This is a genomic window from Sporosarcina sp. JAI121, from assembly GCF_013408665.1.
Lineage (GTDB): Bacteria > Bacillota > Bacilli > Bacillales_A > Planococcaceae > Sporosarcina.
This window is the reverse complement of the sequence record NZ_JACCCL010000004.1, coordinates 13,689-29,979: the sequence shown is the minus strand read 5'-3', so window position 1 is coordinate 29,979 and position 16,291 is coordinate 13,689. Positions and strand designations below refer to the sequence as shown.

At 45.2% G+C, this 16,291-nt stretch carries 13 protein-coding genes; 1 reads left to right on the top strand and 12 read right to left on the bottom strand.

Going from position 1 to position 16,291, the window contains the following annotated elements:
• The first annotated feature begins 273 nt into the window (after positions 1-273).
• On the top strand, positions 274-702 hold the full coding sequence (locus HDC33_RS15230) for an NUDIX hydrolase (protein WP_179393428.1): 429 nt from the start codon (positions 274-276) through the stop codon (positions 700-702).
• An 84-nt stretch (positions 703-786) separates the two neighbouring features.
• On the opposite strand, the gene HDC33_RS15225 is transcribed toward HDC33_RS15230, so the two are convergent.
• From HDC33_RS15225 to HDC33_RS15170, 12 genes are all read right to left on the bottom strand, one after another.
• Positions 787-1,722: a diacylglycerol kinase gene (locus HDC33_RS15225; RefSeq protein WP_179393427.1), complete on the bottom strand. Its 936-nt coding sequence runs from the start codon at positions 1,720-1,722 to the stop codon at positions 787-789.
• A 122-nt stretch (positions 1,723-1,844) separates the two neighbouring features.
• On the bottom strand, positions 1,845-2,414 hold the full coding sequence (locus HDC33_RS15220) for a thioredoxin family protein (RefSeq protein ID WP_179393426.1): 570 nt from the start codon (positions 2,412-2,414) through the stop codon (positions 1,845-1,847).
• Between the two features lie 120 nt (positions 2,415-2,534).
• Positions 2,535-3,965, bottom strand: a complete 1,431-nt coding sequence (gene gatB / locus HDC33_RS15215; RefSeq protein ID WP_179393425.1) for an Asp-tRNA(Asn)/Glu-tRNA(Gln) amidotransferase subunit GatB — start codon at positions 3,963-3,965, stop codon at positions 2,535-2,537.
• A gap of 2 nt (positions 3,966-3,967) precedes the next feature.
• Complete coding sequence (gene gatA / locus HDC33_RS15210; protein ID WP_179393424.1) at positions 3,968-5,431, bottom strand: Asp-tRNA(Asn)/Glu-tRNA(Gln) amidotransferase subunit GatA; 1,464 nt, start codon at positions 5,429-5,431, stop codon at positions 3,968-3,970.
• Between the two features lie 25 nt (positions 5,432-5,456).
• Positions 5,457-5,744 carry an Asp-tRNA(Asn)/Glu-tRNA(Gln) amidotransferase subunit GatC gene (gene gatC / locus HDC33_RS15205; RefSeq protein ID WP_179393423.1) on the bottom strand — a complete coding sequence of 96 codons (288 nt, stop codon included), beginning with the start codon at positions 5,742-5,744 and terminating at the stop codon, positions 5,457-5,459.
• A gap of 75 nt (positions 5,745-5,819) precedes the next feature.
• Positions 5,820-6,947 (bottom strand): CamS family sex pheromone protein, encoded by a 1,128-nt coding sequence (locus HDC33_RS15200; protein ID WP_179393422.1) that lies wholly within the window; start codon positions 6,945-6,947, stop codon positions 5,820-5,822.
• Positions 6,948-6,952: 5 nt separating this feature from the next.
• Positions 6,953-8,965, bottom strand: a complete 2,013-nt coding sequence (ligA, locus tag HDC33_RS15195) for an NAD-dependent DNA ligase LigA (RefSeq protein ID WP_179393421.1) — start codon at positions 8,963-8,965, stop codon at positions 6,953-6,955.
• 140 nt (positions 8,966-9,105) lie between these two features.
• Entirely contained in the window at positions 9,106-11,343 is a 2,238-nt protein-coding gene (pcrA, locus tag HDC33_RS15190) for a DNA helicase PcrA (RefSeq protein ID WP_179393420.1), read from the bottom strand.
• Positions 11,344-11,393: 50 nt separating this feature from the next.
• The gene (pcrB, locus tag HDC33_RS15185; protein WP_179393419.1) at positions 11,394-12,086 is read right to left on the bottom strand and encodes a heptaprenylglyceryl phosphate synthase; all 693 of its coding nucleotides are present in this window, start codon (positions 12,084-12,086) and stop codon (positions 11,394-11,396) included.
• Positions 12,087-12,910: 824 nt separating this feature from the next.
• Positions 12,911-13,231, bottom strand: a complete 321-nt coding sequence (locus HDC33_RS15180) for a YerC/YecD family TrpR-related protein (RefSeq protein WP_179393418.1) — start codon at positions 13,229-13,231, stop codon at positions 12,911-12,913.
• A 27-nt stretch (positions 13,232-13,258) separates the two neighbouring features.
• Entirely contained in the window at positions 13,259-14,308 is a 1,050-nt protein-coding gene (locus HDC33_RS15175; protein ID WP_179393417.1) for a DUF3048 domain-containing protein, read from the bottom strand.
• Positions 14,309-14,317: 9 nt separating this feature from the next.
• Entirely contained in the window at positions 14,318-16,036 is a 1,719-nt protein-coding gene (locus HDC33_RS15170; RefSeq protein ID WP_179393416.1) for an adenine deaminase C-terminal domain-containing protein, read from the bottom strand.
• Between the last annotated feature and the right edge of the window lie 255 nt (positions 16,037-16,291).

Sequence of the window (16,291 nt, the reverse complement as noted above, 5' to 3'; positions counted from 1 at the left end):
TAGCTTCCGAAAATTTTGCCAACGATTGATAATAGCATAATTCCTGCAATAATGAATGCAAGCCACATTAGACGTTTTTCATGTATTTTATACAATTGCAGCACGTCCTTTCATAAAACATCATGATTCTATTCTATACCCTCAATACCATCCAATAGTTACGATTCTATACGATTTACATGAACTATTTGTGAATAGTAGTAAAGTAACCACTTGCAAACAATTTGAATTTTATGTATTATTAATAAACTAAACTAAAGTGAGGTGAGCACAATGGAATTGAAAAGAAAGGTATTAGCTTATATTACAAAAGGAGAAGATGCTAAACGTGAAATCCTTGTGTTCGAGCATAAGGACAATCCGGATGCCGGTTTGCAAGTTCCCGGCGGTACAATCGAAGATGACGAGCTACTCATCGATGCCTTATACCGTGAAATTGAAGAAGAAACAGGCATTCGACGTGAAGAACTTGAGTTGAAGGGAAAAGTGAATAAGACAAACTATTTCCCCGCCAATAGGGGGGTCGTGTATGAACGCAATATATTCCATCTCGCATTCATCGGTAGAGAACATGACAGATGGGAACATCACGTGAAAAGCGATGGACAAGACAACGGCATGACGTTCTGCCATCGCTGGATTCCGGTCGATAAACTGCCGGAACTTGCTGCCAACCAAGACCAAGCAATCGAATTCATTTAAAAAATAAGCTGTAAGGATGTCCAGATTCAGCATCCTTACAGCTTATTTTGTCCAATCTGTTAAATACTTAATCCCAACTCGGAATTACCTTTCAGAAGAATCCGTCAAACCTATCCGATCCTCTTTCCGTAATTCATCCACAGGTGCAAACATTTCGATATGCCTGTATAGATTTTCGAACGTTGCCGGCAATACGCCGCCGTATTCACCATCCAGGTTCAGCAGGACCTTTTCAGTTGATGTCACTTTGATCTTTTCCGCTTTGGTGGAAATGACAAGCGGGTCGTCAAGATGCTCACCTCTAAGTGCGAGTGAAACAACCCGGATGAATTCCGCAATATTGCATTTCTTCAGAATGAGCAGCGTGAATTTACCGTCATTGATGCTCGAATCCGGAGCAAGCTTTTCAAAGCCACCGACTGAATTCGTCAACCCTACAAGGAACATCATCGCTTCATCTTCAAACACTTCGCCGTCATATTCTATCTTAAGATGGGTGGAGTGAATGGATGGTAACATTTCAATGCCCTTTAAATAATAAGCGAGTTGCCCAAGTACCGTTTTCAACTTACTCGGTACATCATACGTCAATTCTGTCAGCCTGCCGCCTCCTGCAATATTAATGAAATGGCGGTCGTTCATCAAACCGACATCGACAGGTATCGTTTCTCCGCGGATAATAATATCCACCGCTTCATTAATATCACGAGGAATACGCAGTGCACGTGCAAAGTCATTCGTCGTCCCTGTCGGAATAAGTCCGACTTTAGGGCGTTGCTCGAATAGACTTACGCCCCCGATCACTTCGTTCAGCGTGCCATCTCCGCCAGAAGCGATTATCAGGTCAAAACCGGATTCCACGGCACGTTTAGCCGCTTCTGTCGCATCCCCTTCACGTGTTGTTGCGTGGCAAGATGTTTCATAACCAGCTATTTCAAGTTTCTCAAGAACTTCACCGAGATGTTTACGAAATGCTTCCCGTCCCGACGTCGGATTATATATGATTCTTGCTCGTTTCAACCGAAATTCCCTCTATTCGTACATATGTTTTTGTGTTGAGTTTCAAAATTGTTCCGTTAATTAGACGCAACATCAGCCTGGCTGGTTGCATATACCTCTAGAATCTAAGATGTTTTACGCGCTCATGATTGTTTCTGCAATACCGGAAGGAATGTTTTACGGATGTCATCGTACACCGTTAGCCAAAGTTCCGGCTTAGAAGTATATTCTGCTGTAATCCTTTCAATGAATTCCTTTTGTTTCTCTTTGTATCCCGGTGCATCCGCCGCTGGCAAGTCTTTACGCAGTCCCAGAACGTATTCCTGGATAGAAGCCGCCCGTGGTCCCCATTTTGCTTCGACTTCCCCGTTTTCGTCTAGCAGCAAATAAACGGGAATCGATCTTCCTCCATTTGTGAGATGTTTGTCGATCAAATCTGTATCTGCATCCCGATATGCTGTACGGACGTCAAGATTCGCAGCTTCCGCGATTCTCCGCAGAACTGGATTGTTCATCATTGCGTCTCCGCACCAATCTTCCGTAATGACCAGGATATCCGGCTTCTTTTCCTTCAACAGTTCGATGAATTCATCGTCCGCTGGCACTTCAAATTGTTCATAAATACGGATGCTTTCTTCTTTATTCTTTTCCATCTTGTCCATATATTGTTCGAGTGAAATGGCTTCATCAAAATAGTCTTTTTCCGTTTTCAAAATCATCCACACTCCTTTTCTTTAATTGTACGTCGTCCCTTCTCACGAATCAAATTACGAGATTAGAAAAAGACGCCCTGTCGCGAGACTTGTTATCGTCCTTGACAGAGCGTCTCCTTTTTATCGCTTCGCGATTTCCTCGAGAAGGATTTTATTGACAAGAGGCGGGTTTGCTTGCCCTTTCGTCGCTTTCATAATTTGACCAACGAGGAAGCCAACCGCACGCTCTTTCCCGTTTTTATAGTCCTCGATCGATTGTTCATTTGCATCCAGTGTTTCTGTGACGATTGTACGGAGCGTGCCTTCGTCGGAAATTTGGACAAGTCCTTTTTCTTTGACGATGACAGCTGCGTCTCCACCGTTTTCGATTAATTCCTTGAATACTTTTTTCGCAATCTTGGACGAAATCGTTCCATCTGCTATCAGCTTAATCATGCTTGCAAGCCCTTCAGGCGTTAATGCCGTAGCATCAAGTTCTTTCGACTCTGCATTCAGATAGCCGGAAACCTCACCCATGAGCCAGTTGGAAGCAAGCTTCGCATCCGCTCCGGCCGCAACTGTTGCCTCGAAGAAATCGGACATATCTTTTGTCAATGTTAAAACCATTGCATCGTAAACAGGTAGATCGAGCTCATTTATATAACGTTCTTTACGAGCGTCGGGCAGTTCAGGTATTTCAGCACGGACCCGTTCAATCCATGCTTCATCGATATGAATATCTGTCAGGTCGGGTTCAGGGATAAAGCGATAATCATTCGCCGGACCTTTCACACGCATAAGAAGAGTTTTACCTGTTGCTTCATCGTAACGACGTGTTTCCTGATCAATTTTTCCGCCGGATAACAAAACTTTTTCTTGACGTTCCACTTCATATGCAATTCCTCTGCGAACGAAGTTGAATGAGTTCAAGTTCTTCAATTCGGTTTTCGTGCCGAATTGCTCTTGTCCGAACGGACGGATGGAAATATTAGCATCACAACGGAGGGATCCTTCTTCCATGCGAACGTCGGAAACACCTGTATATTGAATAATTGCTTTCAGCTTTTCAAGGAATGCATAGGCTTCTTCCGGAGACCGGACATCCGCTTCTGTCACAATTTCAATAAGTGGTGTCCCTTGTCTGTTCAAGTCGACAAGTGAATGCCCTTCATCGGTATGTGTCAATTTCCCCGCATCTTCCTCAAGGTGGACGCGTTCAATACGAATTTTTTTCTTCTTGCCTTCAACTTCGATTTCGACCCAGCCGTTTGCACCGATTGGCCGGTCATCTTGGGAAATTTGGTACGCTTTCGGATTATCGGGATAGAAGTAATGCTTGCGGTCGAAATTAGTGACTGGCGCAATTTCACAGTTAAGAGCCATTGCAGCTTTCATACCGAAATCAACCGCGCGTTCGTTCATCACCGGTAACACACCTGGATAAGCCAAGTCGATAACGTGGATGTTCATGTTTGGCTCGGCACCGAAATGGGCATGGGCCGGTGACATGATTTTTGAATCGGTTTTAAGTTCAACGTGGACTTCAAGTCCGACTACTGTTTCGAAGTTCATTATTATTTCCCCTCCCATATGACTGGAGTCTGTGTATGGAAATCAGTCGCTTGTTCATAAGCATGCGCCACTTTATACAGTGTCGCTTCATCGTAATGTTTCCCGATGATTTGAAGTCCTAGAGGAAGCCCGTCCGAAAATCCGCATGGAACTGAAATCGCAGGTATACCTGCAAGGTTAATCGGAACAGTTAATACATCGTTTGCATACAACGCCAACGGATCGTGAATTTTCCCGCCGATTTTATAAGCTGTTGTTGCAGAAGATGGTCCGATGATTACATCGTATTTTTCAAAAAGAGTTGCAAAGTCTTGTGCAATTAGTGTACGTACTTTTTGTGATTTCACATATAAATCTTCGTGATGAGCCGCTCCCAGCGTATACATACCGAACAAAATACGTTTTTTCACTTCATCTCCGAAACCTTCGGACCGGGAACGTGAATATAGCTCTTCTAGATTTTTGACACCTTCAGCACGATAACCGTAGCGAATGCCGTCAAAACGCGCAAGGTTCGATGATGCTTCAGATGAAGATATTGCATAGTACACAGGTGAAGCATACTTCGAGTGCGGAAGTGAAACTTCTTCCCATTCAGCACCGAGTGATTCAAGAACTTTCAATGCTTCCATCACTGCATTTCTCGCTTCCGGAGATATGCCTTCCCCTAAATACTCAGCCGGTACACCGATTTTCAGACCTTTAATGTCGCCCGTGAGCGCGGCTCTGAAATCAGGCACTGCCTGCGGCGATGTGGATGAATCTTTTGGATCTAAGCCTGCAATCGCACTAAGGAGCAAAGCATTGTCTTCAACATTGCGTGTAATCGGACCGATTTGATCCATCGAGGACGCGAATGCAACAAGACCTGAGCGTGATACGCGGCCGTATGTCGGCTTCATGCCGACAACTCCGCAAAACGCTGCAGGCTGGCGGACAGAACCGCCTGTATCTGAACCAAGTGCGAATGCCACTTCTCCAGCTGCCACCGCTGCTGCAGAACCACCTGACGAGCCGCCTGGAACATAGTCGAGATTCCATGGATTATGTGTTGTTTGGAACGCAGACCTCTCTGTCGTCGATCCCATCCCAAATTCGTCCATGTTCAGTTTCCCGATTGTCACCAGTCCAGCTTCGTTGATTTTATCAACAACTGTCGCATCATAGACGGGAACGAAATCTTCGAGCATCTTACTTGCAGCCGTCGTGACGATCCCTTTTGTGACAATGTTATCTTTCAATCCGATCGGTAACCCGAATAGAGGTCCGCGTCCTTCCAATGGCTGCTTGTCCAACTCTTCCGCTTTAGCAAGTGCCTGTTCTCCATTTGTTGAAAGGAAAGCTTGTACTTTTCCATCCATCTTTTCAATGCGGGCTAGTGACTCTTCTGTCAGTTCTTTGACAGATATTTCCCGATTATGTAATAGCGACTGAAGCTCTGTTGCCGTCTTTTCAAATAACGTCATTTTTCTTCCTCCTTAAATCCATTCATCAAATGATAGTCGGCACTTTGATTTGTCCTGCTTCGTGTTCTTTCACGCTCTCCAACATTTCTTCCCTGTCAAGCGCGTCTGTTGGAATATCTTTACGCAATACATTGTATAGCGGCAGTGGGTGTGTCATCGGAGCAATCTGGTCCGTGTCCACTTCTTGGAGTACATTGGCAAACCCGATGATGTCATCAAGTTGACCGGCGAACATTTCGGCCTCAGCGTCCGTCATAGCAAGTCTTGCAAGACCAGCATGACGTTTTACTTCATTTATCGTCAGTTGTGTCATTTTTTCTCCTCCTCATCTTTGAATTGTACGATTAATCATATCATCTTCCTATAATGATGAAAAGTTATGGCGTGTTTAATAGCCATAAATATGAACAAACGGCTCTTCATCCCCGGCTTCTTTCACAATTAGCGCTTCCGGTCCGTTGACGGACGTTATACTCACTTCAGTATGCACATTCGGGAAAAACTTAATGATGAGCCCCGTCATAAACTGTGTAAAACCGATCATTTCACTTGTCCCAAAGAACTGAATCGGCATTTCGATTTCCAGTGATTTTAAATTGCCATCTTTATAAAACCCTGTCCCAATCACGTTCACGAAACTAGGAAAATACGCATCAATATCCTGTTTGAAGTTATCAAATGTCGTATTCATATCCCTATATTCCCCTGTACTTGAAGACGCGGGGAACACCACATACTTTTCAACAACCTCTTTCCATCCTGCCGGTGCCGACTGCCCTTTTCCAGCGACCGCTTTCGCAAAATATGTGCCCGGCACGATGGAGTTGCGGCTTTCTTGTTTAAACAGTCCCACAACAATCGGAATATCCGCAAGCCCTTCCTGCGCGCGTAGTCGCTTCACGATTTCTTCAGCCGCTTTCATACCTTGCTGTTCGATTACATTATCCGGTATTTTGGTCTGTTTTCCACTTCTTGAATAGCTGATGGAATTTAGTGCAAGACCAACTGAAATCCCAGCGAGACGGACCTTGTTTTCATCTGTCATAACAAGATAATTCTGTTCGACAATATGGGCCAAATAATTTGGCGCTTCTTCCGAGGCTTTATCCTCGCTCATGCCTTTCTTGATGGGCGGATTCAAACCGGCTTTATCGGCTGAACTTCTGGATAACCAGGAACGTGCTGTCTCCTTGTCGATATGCTGCCCTTCTTGGAAGAAATGGTTTTCAGGGTCAAAGTGCTGGGTTGAGATGCGTAATAGTCCTTCTTCCGCTTCCTGCATATCGTACTTGGTGTATAGATTGCTGACGATGAGACCGCGGCTTGCACTCTTCTTGAATGGAATAAGTGTCTTGTAAAATTCATCTTTCAATTGTACATCTGGTATTATGACAGTCTCTTCGATGCTTTCTTCATTCTCCTGGATGACTTCCTCTTTCTCTGTTCCGAGTGAGGGAACGCATCCCCCTAGCAGAAGAATAGTTGCGAGTCCGGGTATTACAAATAATCTTTTCATACTAATTACTCCTTTTCGCCGAGCGCTTCAATCAGCTCTGCTTCATTCCACACAGCGATTTCAAGTTCTTCAGCTTTTGCCAATTTCGAGCCGGCATCTTCCCCAGCAATAACGAGATCTGTCTTTTTACTTACGCTGCCGCTCACTTTCCCACCAAGCGCTTCGATTTTCTCTTTCGCTTCGCCTCGGGTTAAAATGGATAATTTCCCCGTCAATACGATCGTCTTTCCCGCGAATAGTCCATCTGTCGGTACGTCTTGCCGTCTGCGTCCTGTAAAGGTTGTATTCACTCCGTAAGATTCCAGCTTCCGTAGTACTTCAAGAACTTCCTCGTTGCTGAAGTAAGTCGTAAGTGAATCGGCCACCTTGTCCCCAATTTCATGGATGGTGATAAGCCGTTCCGCATCCGCTGCCATCAATTCCGACAGTGTACCGAACTCCTCCGCAAGGATTGCCGCCGCCTTTTCACCTACATGACGAATGCCGAGACCAAAGAGCATTTTTTCTAGCGAATTGGATTTGGATGTCTCAATTGCAGCTAAAAGATTTGATACGGATTTTTCACCCATCCGTTCGAGTTCCAGCAACTGCTCTCTCGTCAACGTGTATAGATCCGAAACATCTTGAACTAGATCCGCCCGGTATAATTGATCGACCACCCGTTCACCGATCCCTTCGATATTCATCGCATTACGGGACACGAAGTGGATGATTGCCTCTTTCATTTGTGCGGGACATTGCGGATTAACACAACGAAGTGCCACTTCCCCTTCAATTCGGATGAGTTCAGAATCACATTCAGGACAGTTATTAGGCATGTCGAAAGGTACTTCATCACCTGTACGTTTTTCAAGAATCGGTGCGACTACCTCCGGAATGATATCGCCGGCTTTGCGGATGATGACCGTGTCGCCGATTCGGATATCTTTTTCTTTAATAAGGTCTTCGTTATGCAGAGACGCACGTCCGACTGTTGAGCCGGCAACCCGAACCGGTTCAAGAATCGCTGTTGGAGTGACGACGCCCGTTCTTCCGACACTCAGTTCGATATCGAGCAAAGTAGTTACGACTTCTTCTGCCGGAAACTTGTATGCGGTTGCCCACCTCGGGCTTCTTGCGGTAAAGCCAAGCTGTTCCTGGTCTTCGAAGTTGTCGACTTTCACGACGATCCCATCGATTTCATAATCAAGATCGGAACGGATTTCAACCCATTTTCCAATATAGTCGATCACTTCATCTATCGTGTTACATTGCTGTCTTTCCTTATTCGTTTCAAATCCAAGTACATCCAGATAATCAAGTGAATCCGAATGTGCATCTTGGCCGTACACACTGCCATCTCCGCCGATTCCGTAAACAAAAATCGCCAAATTCCGGCTCGCTGCAATTTTCGGGTCAAGCTGGCGGAGTGAGCCCGCTGCGGCGTTACGCGGGTTTGCGAATGGCTCTTCACCAGCTTCGTCGCGCGCCGCATTCAATTTCACGAACGATTTCTTCGGCATATACGCCTCACCCCGTACCTCAATTGAAACGGGTTCTTTTAATCGAAGTGGGATTGTCCTGATCGTCTTCAAACTTGCCGTGATATCTTCTCCGACTGTACCGTCTCCACGTGTAGATCCTTGTACAAATCTGCCGTCGACATATCTGAGCGAGATGGCAAGCCCGTCGATCTTCAGTTCACAAATATAGGAAACGTCGTGCCCGGCAGCTGCCTTAACACGTCTGTCAAATTCTCTTAACTCCTCATCATTGAACGCATTGGAGAGACTGAGCATCGGAAACTCGTGGACGACTTTTCCGAACCCCTTCAATATTTCCCCGCCTACCCGCTGTGAAGGTGAATCGGGATAGATGAGGTCGGGATTTTCCGCTTCAATCGACAAAAGCTCCTGCATATATTGGTCGTAGACTGCGTCAGTCGTCAACGGTTTATCGAGCACATAATAAGCATGACCATACTCATGAAGCAGGGTATTCAATTCTTCCACCCGTTTTTCAAGTCCGACACGATCCATCTAGTTTTCCTCTCCTTCATATATACAAGTTGACATGATGAATTCCATTGAACCGCTGCGGCTACCCGGTGTCAGAAAACTGATTCTGAAAGGCGCCTTCGCTAAATTTATACAATGGTTTCAATACTTCAACTTATTTATCATGCTTTTTCAATTGGTGCGAATACTGCAAGAAGCCGCTTGATGCCGACCGGTTCCGGAAAGGCAATGTCCAATTCCACTTCCTCGCCTGTCCCTTTCACACTGACGACCATACCGGTTCCCCACTTTTTGTGAACTGCTTTGTCGCCCGGCTTCCATCCCATCTTGTCTCCGCCACTAGTTTTGTATACGGGCTTTTTGACGGCTGACCGAACGGGCGTAGCATTACGTCCAGCAGATCCGCCGCCGATGGAGAATCCGGATTTCTCCGAGAGTGTCTCCGTAATATCTTCAGAAATTTCAGCGATGAACCGCGAAGGGCTGTTATAACTTGCACGGCCATAAAGAGTTCGGTATGACGCGGAGGAAAGGTAGAGTTTTTGCTCTGCTCGTGTGATGCCTACATAGGCAAGACGCCTTTCTTCCTCCATCTCTTCATCGTCGCCCATCGAACGGGAATGAGGGAAGACGTTTTCTTCCATTCCAATGATGAAGACAACGGGGAATTCAAGACCTTTTGCTGCATGCATCGTCATGAGAACGATTTTCTCTGTAGATTTGTTCTCCTCTTTATCAAGCGAATCGATGTCCGCAATGAGTGCAAGATCTGTCAGGAAGGCGACTAATGATTTGTCGCCAGTATCTTCTTCCGCCCTTTTTTCAAAAGCTTCCGTTACGGACAGGAACTCTTCGATATTTTCCAGACGGCTTTCCGATTCAATCGTTTTTTCACGCTTCAACATTTCACGGTAGCCCGATTTATCGAGCACTTGCTCCACAAGTTCGGTTACTGACAGGTATTCCTGCATTCGTGTGAATCCTGTAATGAGGTCGCGGAACTTGGCGACTTCGTTTGCGGCCCTTGCCGTAATTCCCATAAAGTCAACTTCTTGCAAGGCATCGAAAATCGAGCGATCATGATCAATTGCAAAGCGTGCCATTTTATCGAATGAAGTAGCACCGATGCTGCGCTTTGGTTCATTGATGATCCGGGCGAGCGCAAGATCATCATCATTGTTGGAAATGAGTTTCAAATAAGCAAGCAAGTCCTTAATTTCTTTCCGTTCATAGAACTTCGTGCCGCCGACGATTGTGTAATCGAGATTCGATTTCACAAGATATTCCTCAATAACACGTGACTGGGCGTTCGTACGGTATAAAACCGCAAACTGGTCGAGCTTCAATTTCTCCTGCTCTTTCAATTCAACGATTTTACCGACGACGAATTGAGATTCATCTTTTTCGTCGCTCGCCTTGTACACGTAAATCGATTCGCCTTCATCATTATCTGTGCGAAGTTTTTTATCATAGCGGCTTTTGTTATTTGTTATGACGTCATTTGCCGCTTGCAGGATGCGTTTCGTCGAACGATAGTTTTGCTCAAGCATGATCATTTCAGCATTTTTATAGTCTTTTTCAAATGACAGGATATTGCCGATATCTGCGCCGCGCCATCTGTAGATGGACTGATCGGAGTCTCCGACAACACATAAGTTCTTAAACTTTTCCGCCAGCATATTAACAAGTCTGTACTGGGCGTTATTGGTGTCTTGATACTCATCGACATGAATATATTGAAATTTGTTTTGATAAAATTCTAAGACATCCGGTACTCGTTCGAATAGGACGAGCGTCATCATTATCAGATCGTCGAAATCGAGCGATTGGTTTTGGCGCAGCCGTTTTGCATAGCCATCGTAGACGTCCGCAATCGTTTTTTCGTACGGATTGTGGGCGTTGATTTGACTGCGGAATGTTTCAGCATCGATGCATTCGTTTTTTGCCGAGCTGATCGCATTCAGCATTGAGCGCGGTTCATATTGTTTCGCATCGAGGTTCAACGATTTCAACACGCTTTTAATGACCGACAATTGATCGGCCGAATCAAGAATTGAAAATGATGTTGAAATACCGATCCGGTCAATATTGCGTCGCAAAATCCGGACACACATCGAGTGGAAGGTGGAAACCCACATCCGCTCACCTGTGCCGGCACCAAGCAATCCATCGATACGTTCACGCATTTCACGGGCTGCTTTGTTCGTAAAAGTGATCGCCAGAATATTGGAAGGGTAAATGTTTTTCTCAACGACAAGATAGGCAATCCGATGTGTCAGGACTCGTGTTTTTCCGGAGCCGGCACCTGCCATTATAAGAAGCGCACCTTCCGTCTTCTTCACTGCGCGGGCTTGTTCCGGATTCATCCCTGTAAGTAAATCTTCTGCTATTTTATTCATTAACTACCGTCCTTTCGGAACATTTGTTCTTTATTATACACAGATTAGTCTTAGCGGGAAACCGATTTCACCGCATCGACAGTTGCCAGTGCTGCTTTCAAATTTTCATAAATGACGTTACCGACGACGATTGTATCCGCGATTTGCGCCATTTCTTTGGCATCTTCGACTTTTTTGATGCCGCCACCGTAAATAAGGCGTGTGTTTTCAAGTACGCGGGATGCTGCTTTAACAATTTCAGGATTGCCGTACATGCCGCTGTATTCCAAGTAAAAAATCGGTAATTTGAAGAGATGTTCCGCCATGCGGGCATAAGCAATCACATCCTCTTCGTTCGGAACTTCTGCCACGCCGGTCAATTTCGCCGCTTTGCAAGCAGGGTTCATAATACAATAGCCTTCCGTCAGGATTTCATCCCAGTCCATCATATGACCATATTCACGAAGTGCGGAATGGTGAAGCCCATTGATCCACTCGACTTTTGTCGAGTTCAGAACTGTCGGTATGAAATAATAATCGAAGCCGGGTGTCACTGATTCAACCGTCGATATTTCAAGTGCAACCGGAACGGAATACCTTCTGATCCGGACAAGTAAATCGAGTACGTTATCGATCGTAACCCCATCCGTGCCACCGACGATAATCCCATCTGTTCCTGACTCGGCGAGCAGTTCTAATTGTTCATCAGTCACCGTTTTTTCAGGATCTAATTTAAAGGCATGACGCCATGTAGTGAAATCCATTTCATACCACCCAATCTTATAATGTACGTTCCTCTAGTATACCAAAAAAACCGGACAGATTCTTTCTCTGTCCGGTTTTACCTGAAAGCGTCTGACGCCTGGAGTTTTATATATATTGAAATAAAGAATTCTTTCAAATACGCTTCGGCACTACACGATGCCTCCCGCTTTAAGAGGCTCCATTTTCACCGGACTATTTCCGGCCCGCTTTCGGCGAAATAATCACGACACCAAGGAGGAATTGCAGTTCATTCCTCCCTACCGGGGGCAAGTGTGGCTGGAAGTGACTCCGTCACTTCCAGCCACACCCTTTTCAGTAATCCTGTTGTGAATTATTGCCTGTCGCGTTCCTACAATATTCAAGTGAAAAATGCAGTTGCTTTGAAAGAAAAGAATAGATGACTTTCTATAATGAGTGTAAGTGCCCGAAGATGCAATTTCGGGCACTCTGGCACGTTGTACATTGCGTTCTTTGCTTACTTTCAGCAAAAACTTTGTGATGCTTTATAAGAAAGTAACACTTCCTTAAAATAAAAATAGGGATACTATAAAGAAGGCTTGAGCGGTCAAAATTGTATCTTTGACCGCCTCTCTCCAAGTAAGAAGCCAGCTATTCTTTCGTCCCGAAAAGCTTCGGCACTTCTTGTAACAGTATCTCTGGAGAGCGCCGGATGAACAAACACCCTACTTATCAATACATCTCGGTACTTGTATAGAAGTCGTTCAATTCAAAGCGATCCAAAAGCAACAATACACGTTTTGCCCAGTGTGTGATTAAGTTGTTTACCGGTTATTTTTAGTTAATCAATAGGTGTGATAAAAACTTATTTAGTTTCGGCTTCCTCTTCTTTTTCACGGGCCTGCAGACGCCCCAGCACTTTTCCGTATCCGCCTGAACCGTAATCGACACAGCGGCGAATCCTGGAGATTGTCGCTGTACTGGCACCGGTCTCGCTTTGTATCTTATCGTATGTCTTCTTCTTCATAAGCATTTGTGCCACTTCGAGCCGTTGCGCGAGTGACTGCAATTCACTGATCGTACTGATGTCATCAAAAAATTCATAGCATTCATCGAGGTCTTTTAATTCGAGCAGCGCTTTAAATAGCTGATCCGTCTGATGACCACGGATTTTATCGATTTGCATATGTCTCCCTCTCTCTGAATGAATTCCTTAAGGGGTATATGTGGCAGACGTTTCCATTCCTGGTTTAGTTGAAACAACATGGATCCACGTTTTACCCGGGACGAGTTTGGCCGGAACACCGTTTTCCATCGGCGTCAGGATTCCGTCACTATTTTCCCACTCAATTTCTTTGGCAATTCCTGCCTGGAACAGTATCCCATTGCCGCCTGACTCAATGTCCACAGCTTGTCTGCCGACGTTATCGATTGTACGGTGGGCAGCTTCAAATACAAGTATATTGGACAGCTCAACTGGTTTTTCGCCGGATTTATCGACTGTCAATATGCCATTTACCATTCTATTGTATGTCCCTTTTTCACCATCATAGGAATAAGTGCTCGTGAAGTCTGGATCAGTACCATAACGGACGACAAGCATGGATGCAATATCCCCTATTTTAACACTTTCAATGGATTCATGGAAAGAAAATGCTGGAATTACGGACATTTCCATCGGTGAACTTGTTTGCTCCATTGCCGCGAGCACATTATCTTCTGATATATAGGAATTATGCGGTGCTTTCCGTTCCTTGGAACGCTGGAATAATGTTCCGTCATATTGCATGCCGTTCACATTATCAACGAAACGATTTTCTAGTAGTTGTTTGGCGTCAGGGCTATAGCCATGCGCGACATAGAACGCATCAAGCCCTTTTGCAATGTGGATGAAATAATCTCTCGCACTGCGGATGGGACCGATTTCATCAGGCAATTCACTTTGGAATACCGCCAAAAGTCTTGTGATATCGCCTTCCGCCGCAAGTTCGTAGACGATATCTGCGTCACTTATGCCAGATTGCGGCCTTGCAAGCGGATGATTGTTAATCGTAGCAAGTACCGGGCGGCGGGTATTTTCCTCTTCCGACAAAACCCCCGTGAACGGTGACTGATACTGCGTAACAAGCTCTCCTTCAACGGTTGATTGTTCCTCTTTTAGGACGGGTATCGTTTCCTCCGCCTCCTCTTTTTCTGAACACGCTGTCAGCAGCAACATTACGATTGCTATGAACAATAGCAATCCTCTCATCTTCTTCTCCATCTTTTCCCCCTATCTTCCGGTTGCCGGAATGATAACTTCTTTTGCCATGACATCGTACAGCCCCACCTGCGTGATGCGTATGTACGGCAGATGTGTTGATTGTAAAAATAGTAGTGTATAGACCGCATCGCCTTTCGTGAAACCGCGGTCTGCAAGCACTTTTTTCAATTCCAACTCCTGCGCTATCAATTCCTGAACCGGTTCCGTCGACAATCCGCCGCCGATTGCCAGTGGAAGCGTCGCGACGATTCCATCGTCTTCCGCGATTACCATGCCGCCGCCAATCCGTTTCATTTCATTGAATGCATTGAGCATTTCTTTTTTATCTTTGCCAATTAAGATGATATCCCCTGTATTTGAATACGAAGAAGCAAAGCCTTGGATACCTGTTGCGAAGCCTTTAATAAGTGTGTTGACATGCCATTTCCCACTTCTGTCAAGCAGCATAAGGAAGCTTTCATCGTGATCTTTCGCAAGTTTTCCCCCACTTGTATCAATCGTAACATTGTATGGTTGTGTAATGACGTCATTGAGCATTTCGATGCCAATCAAGTTTTCAAATATAAAATCTGTTTCATCAAGATCGAAATCCGGCGCGAAAGCTTCAACTATGGACCAATCAATTGGAGGGAATGGTTCAGCCGATTCGTTTTCACGTTTCAACCATCTTCCTTTGGATAAAACATCTGTGGGCACAGGGTTATACTCATCCTCCAGGAAATTAAGCGTTGCATAACGGCCGGTCGCAATGACGCCATGTAAATCGGACATGTCATAATAGCGCGCTACATTGTACGATGCCATCTGATATGCATCGATTGGCGGGACCCCGGCTTCAAGCGCGGCGCGAATGCATTTATCCATAACACCGTCGATATAAAATGATGGCGTCGAGCCGTCCGTTGTCATCATCAGATGATCGAACACATCAAGTTCTTTGTCTACAATACCTTTTAGTAAATGCGGAAGATCCGGGCGAATGGATGAATGACGAAGGGTCACCCCGTAACCGTGCAACAAACGGGCTTCGACCTCCTCCACCGTCATCGCTTCATGATCTCCATCTGTTCCAAGAAGACGCATCCTTGCAAGCGTCCGCTCAGATGCTCCCGGGAAATGACCTTCAATTTTCTTGCCTCCCGCTTTTGCAGCACTCACGGACGTGAACATATCTGACTCACCTCCCATGAGTCGCGGCCAGCCGGTCAATTCCCCGCCCAGCAATACTTCGGGACGTTCAATCCACTCTTTAATGGACTCCAGATTAAAGAGCTCTGTTTCATTCTGAAGAACCGTCTGCGAGTCAAATCGGGCCCACCAGTAAAATGAAAATGGCAATTTATTCAACTCATCAAGAAGGGCAAATGACGTTTCATTCGCAAGGGACATGAATAAAATAAGGTTGTCCGAGATGAACGTCGTCGTTCCTAAACGTGATGCATAATCTGCGAACGTCCATGGGTTGTACAATTGAAAAGGGTGGACATGCGGCTCAATATAACCGGGGACAATTTTCTTCCCTGAAGCATCTACGATTTCCGCCCCTTCTATCATTGCCGGCATTTCTTTCCCAGCATAGATAATTCGGTCGCCCGCAATCCAGATGTTTCCCTTAATCCACTTTTTATAAATTGAATGCAAATATTCCGCATTGGTAATAATGAGATCCGGTGCTTTCTTGCCGTCGATTATATGTAGTTGGTCCTTTATTTCAGTATGTTCCCACATGACATTCACTCCTTTTAACTGTTGTCTCCCTATTATTTATCGTAGCATAGCAGTAAGGAAATAAATAGGGAGTGCAAAAGTCGCTTTGGATATTTTGGGTAGATTTAGGTTTAAAATTATAATGGGTGTTGGATGTTGTGAACTAAGGCCGATACGTTGTCAACTTCGCTAAAATCATAGTCCACTCGATAAAGGGTTCTCCCACTTTTTGGCGAAAAAGGACAGTAGTACACTACTACAACTGAATGGATTTGA

Excerpts from the sequence above, each read along its gene's own strand:
- HDC33_RS15230 (WP_179393428.1), top strand. The coding sequence starts at position 274 with ATGGAATTGAAAAGAAAGGTATTAGCTTATATTACAAAAGGAGAAGAT.
- gatB (WP_179393425.1), bottom strand. The coding sequence starts at position 3,965 with ATGAACTTCGAAACAGTAGTCGGACTTGAAGTCCACGTTGAACTTAAA.
- gatA (WP_179393424.1), bottom strand. The coding sequence starts at position 5,431 with ATGACGTTATTTGAAAAGACGGCAACAGAGCTTCAGTCGCTATTACAT.
- gatC (WP_179393423.1), bottom strand. The coding sequence starts at position 5,744 with ATGACACAACTGACGATAAATGAAGTAAAACGTCATGCTGGTCTTGCA.
- HDC33_RS15200 (WP_179393422.1), bottom strand. The coding sequence starts at position 6,947 with ATGAAAAGATTATTTGTAATACCCGGACTCGCAACTATTCTTCTGCTA.
- ligA (WP_179393421.1), bottom strand. The coding sequence starts at position 8,965 with ATGGATCGTGTCGGACTTGAAAAACGGGTGGAAGAATTGAATACCCTG.
- pcrA (WP_179393420.1), bottom strand. The coding sequence starts at position 11,343 with ATGAATAAAATAGCAGAAGATTTACTTACAGGGATGAATCCGGAACAA.
- pcrB (WP_179393419.1), bottom strand. The coding sequence starts at position 12,086 with ATGGATTTCACTACATGGCGTCATGCCTTTAAATTAGATCCTGAAAAA.
- HDC33_RS15180 (WP_179393418.1), bottom strand. The coding sequence starts at position 13,231 with ATGCAAATCGATAAAATCCGTGGTCATCAGACGGATCAGCTATTTAAA.
- HDC33_RS15175 (WP_179393417.1), bottom strand. The coding sequence starts at position 14,308 with ATGGAGAAGAAGATGAGAGGATTGCTATTGTTCATAGCAATCGTAATG.
- HDC33_RS15170 (WP_179393416.1), bottom strand. The coding sequence starts at position 16,036 with ATGTGGGAACATACTGAAATAAAGGACCAACTACATATAATCGACGGC.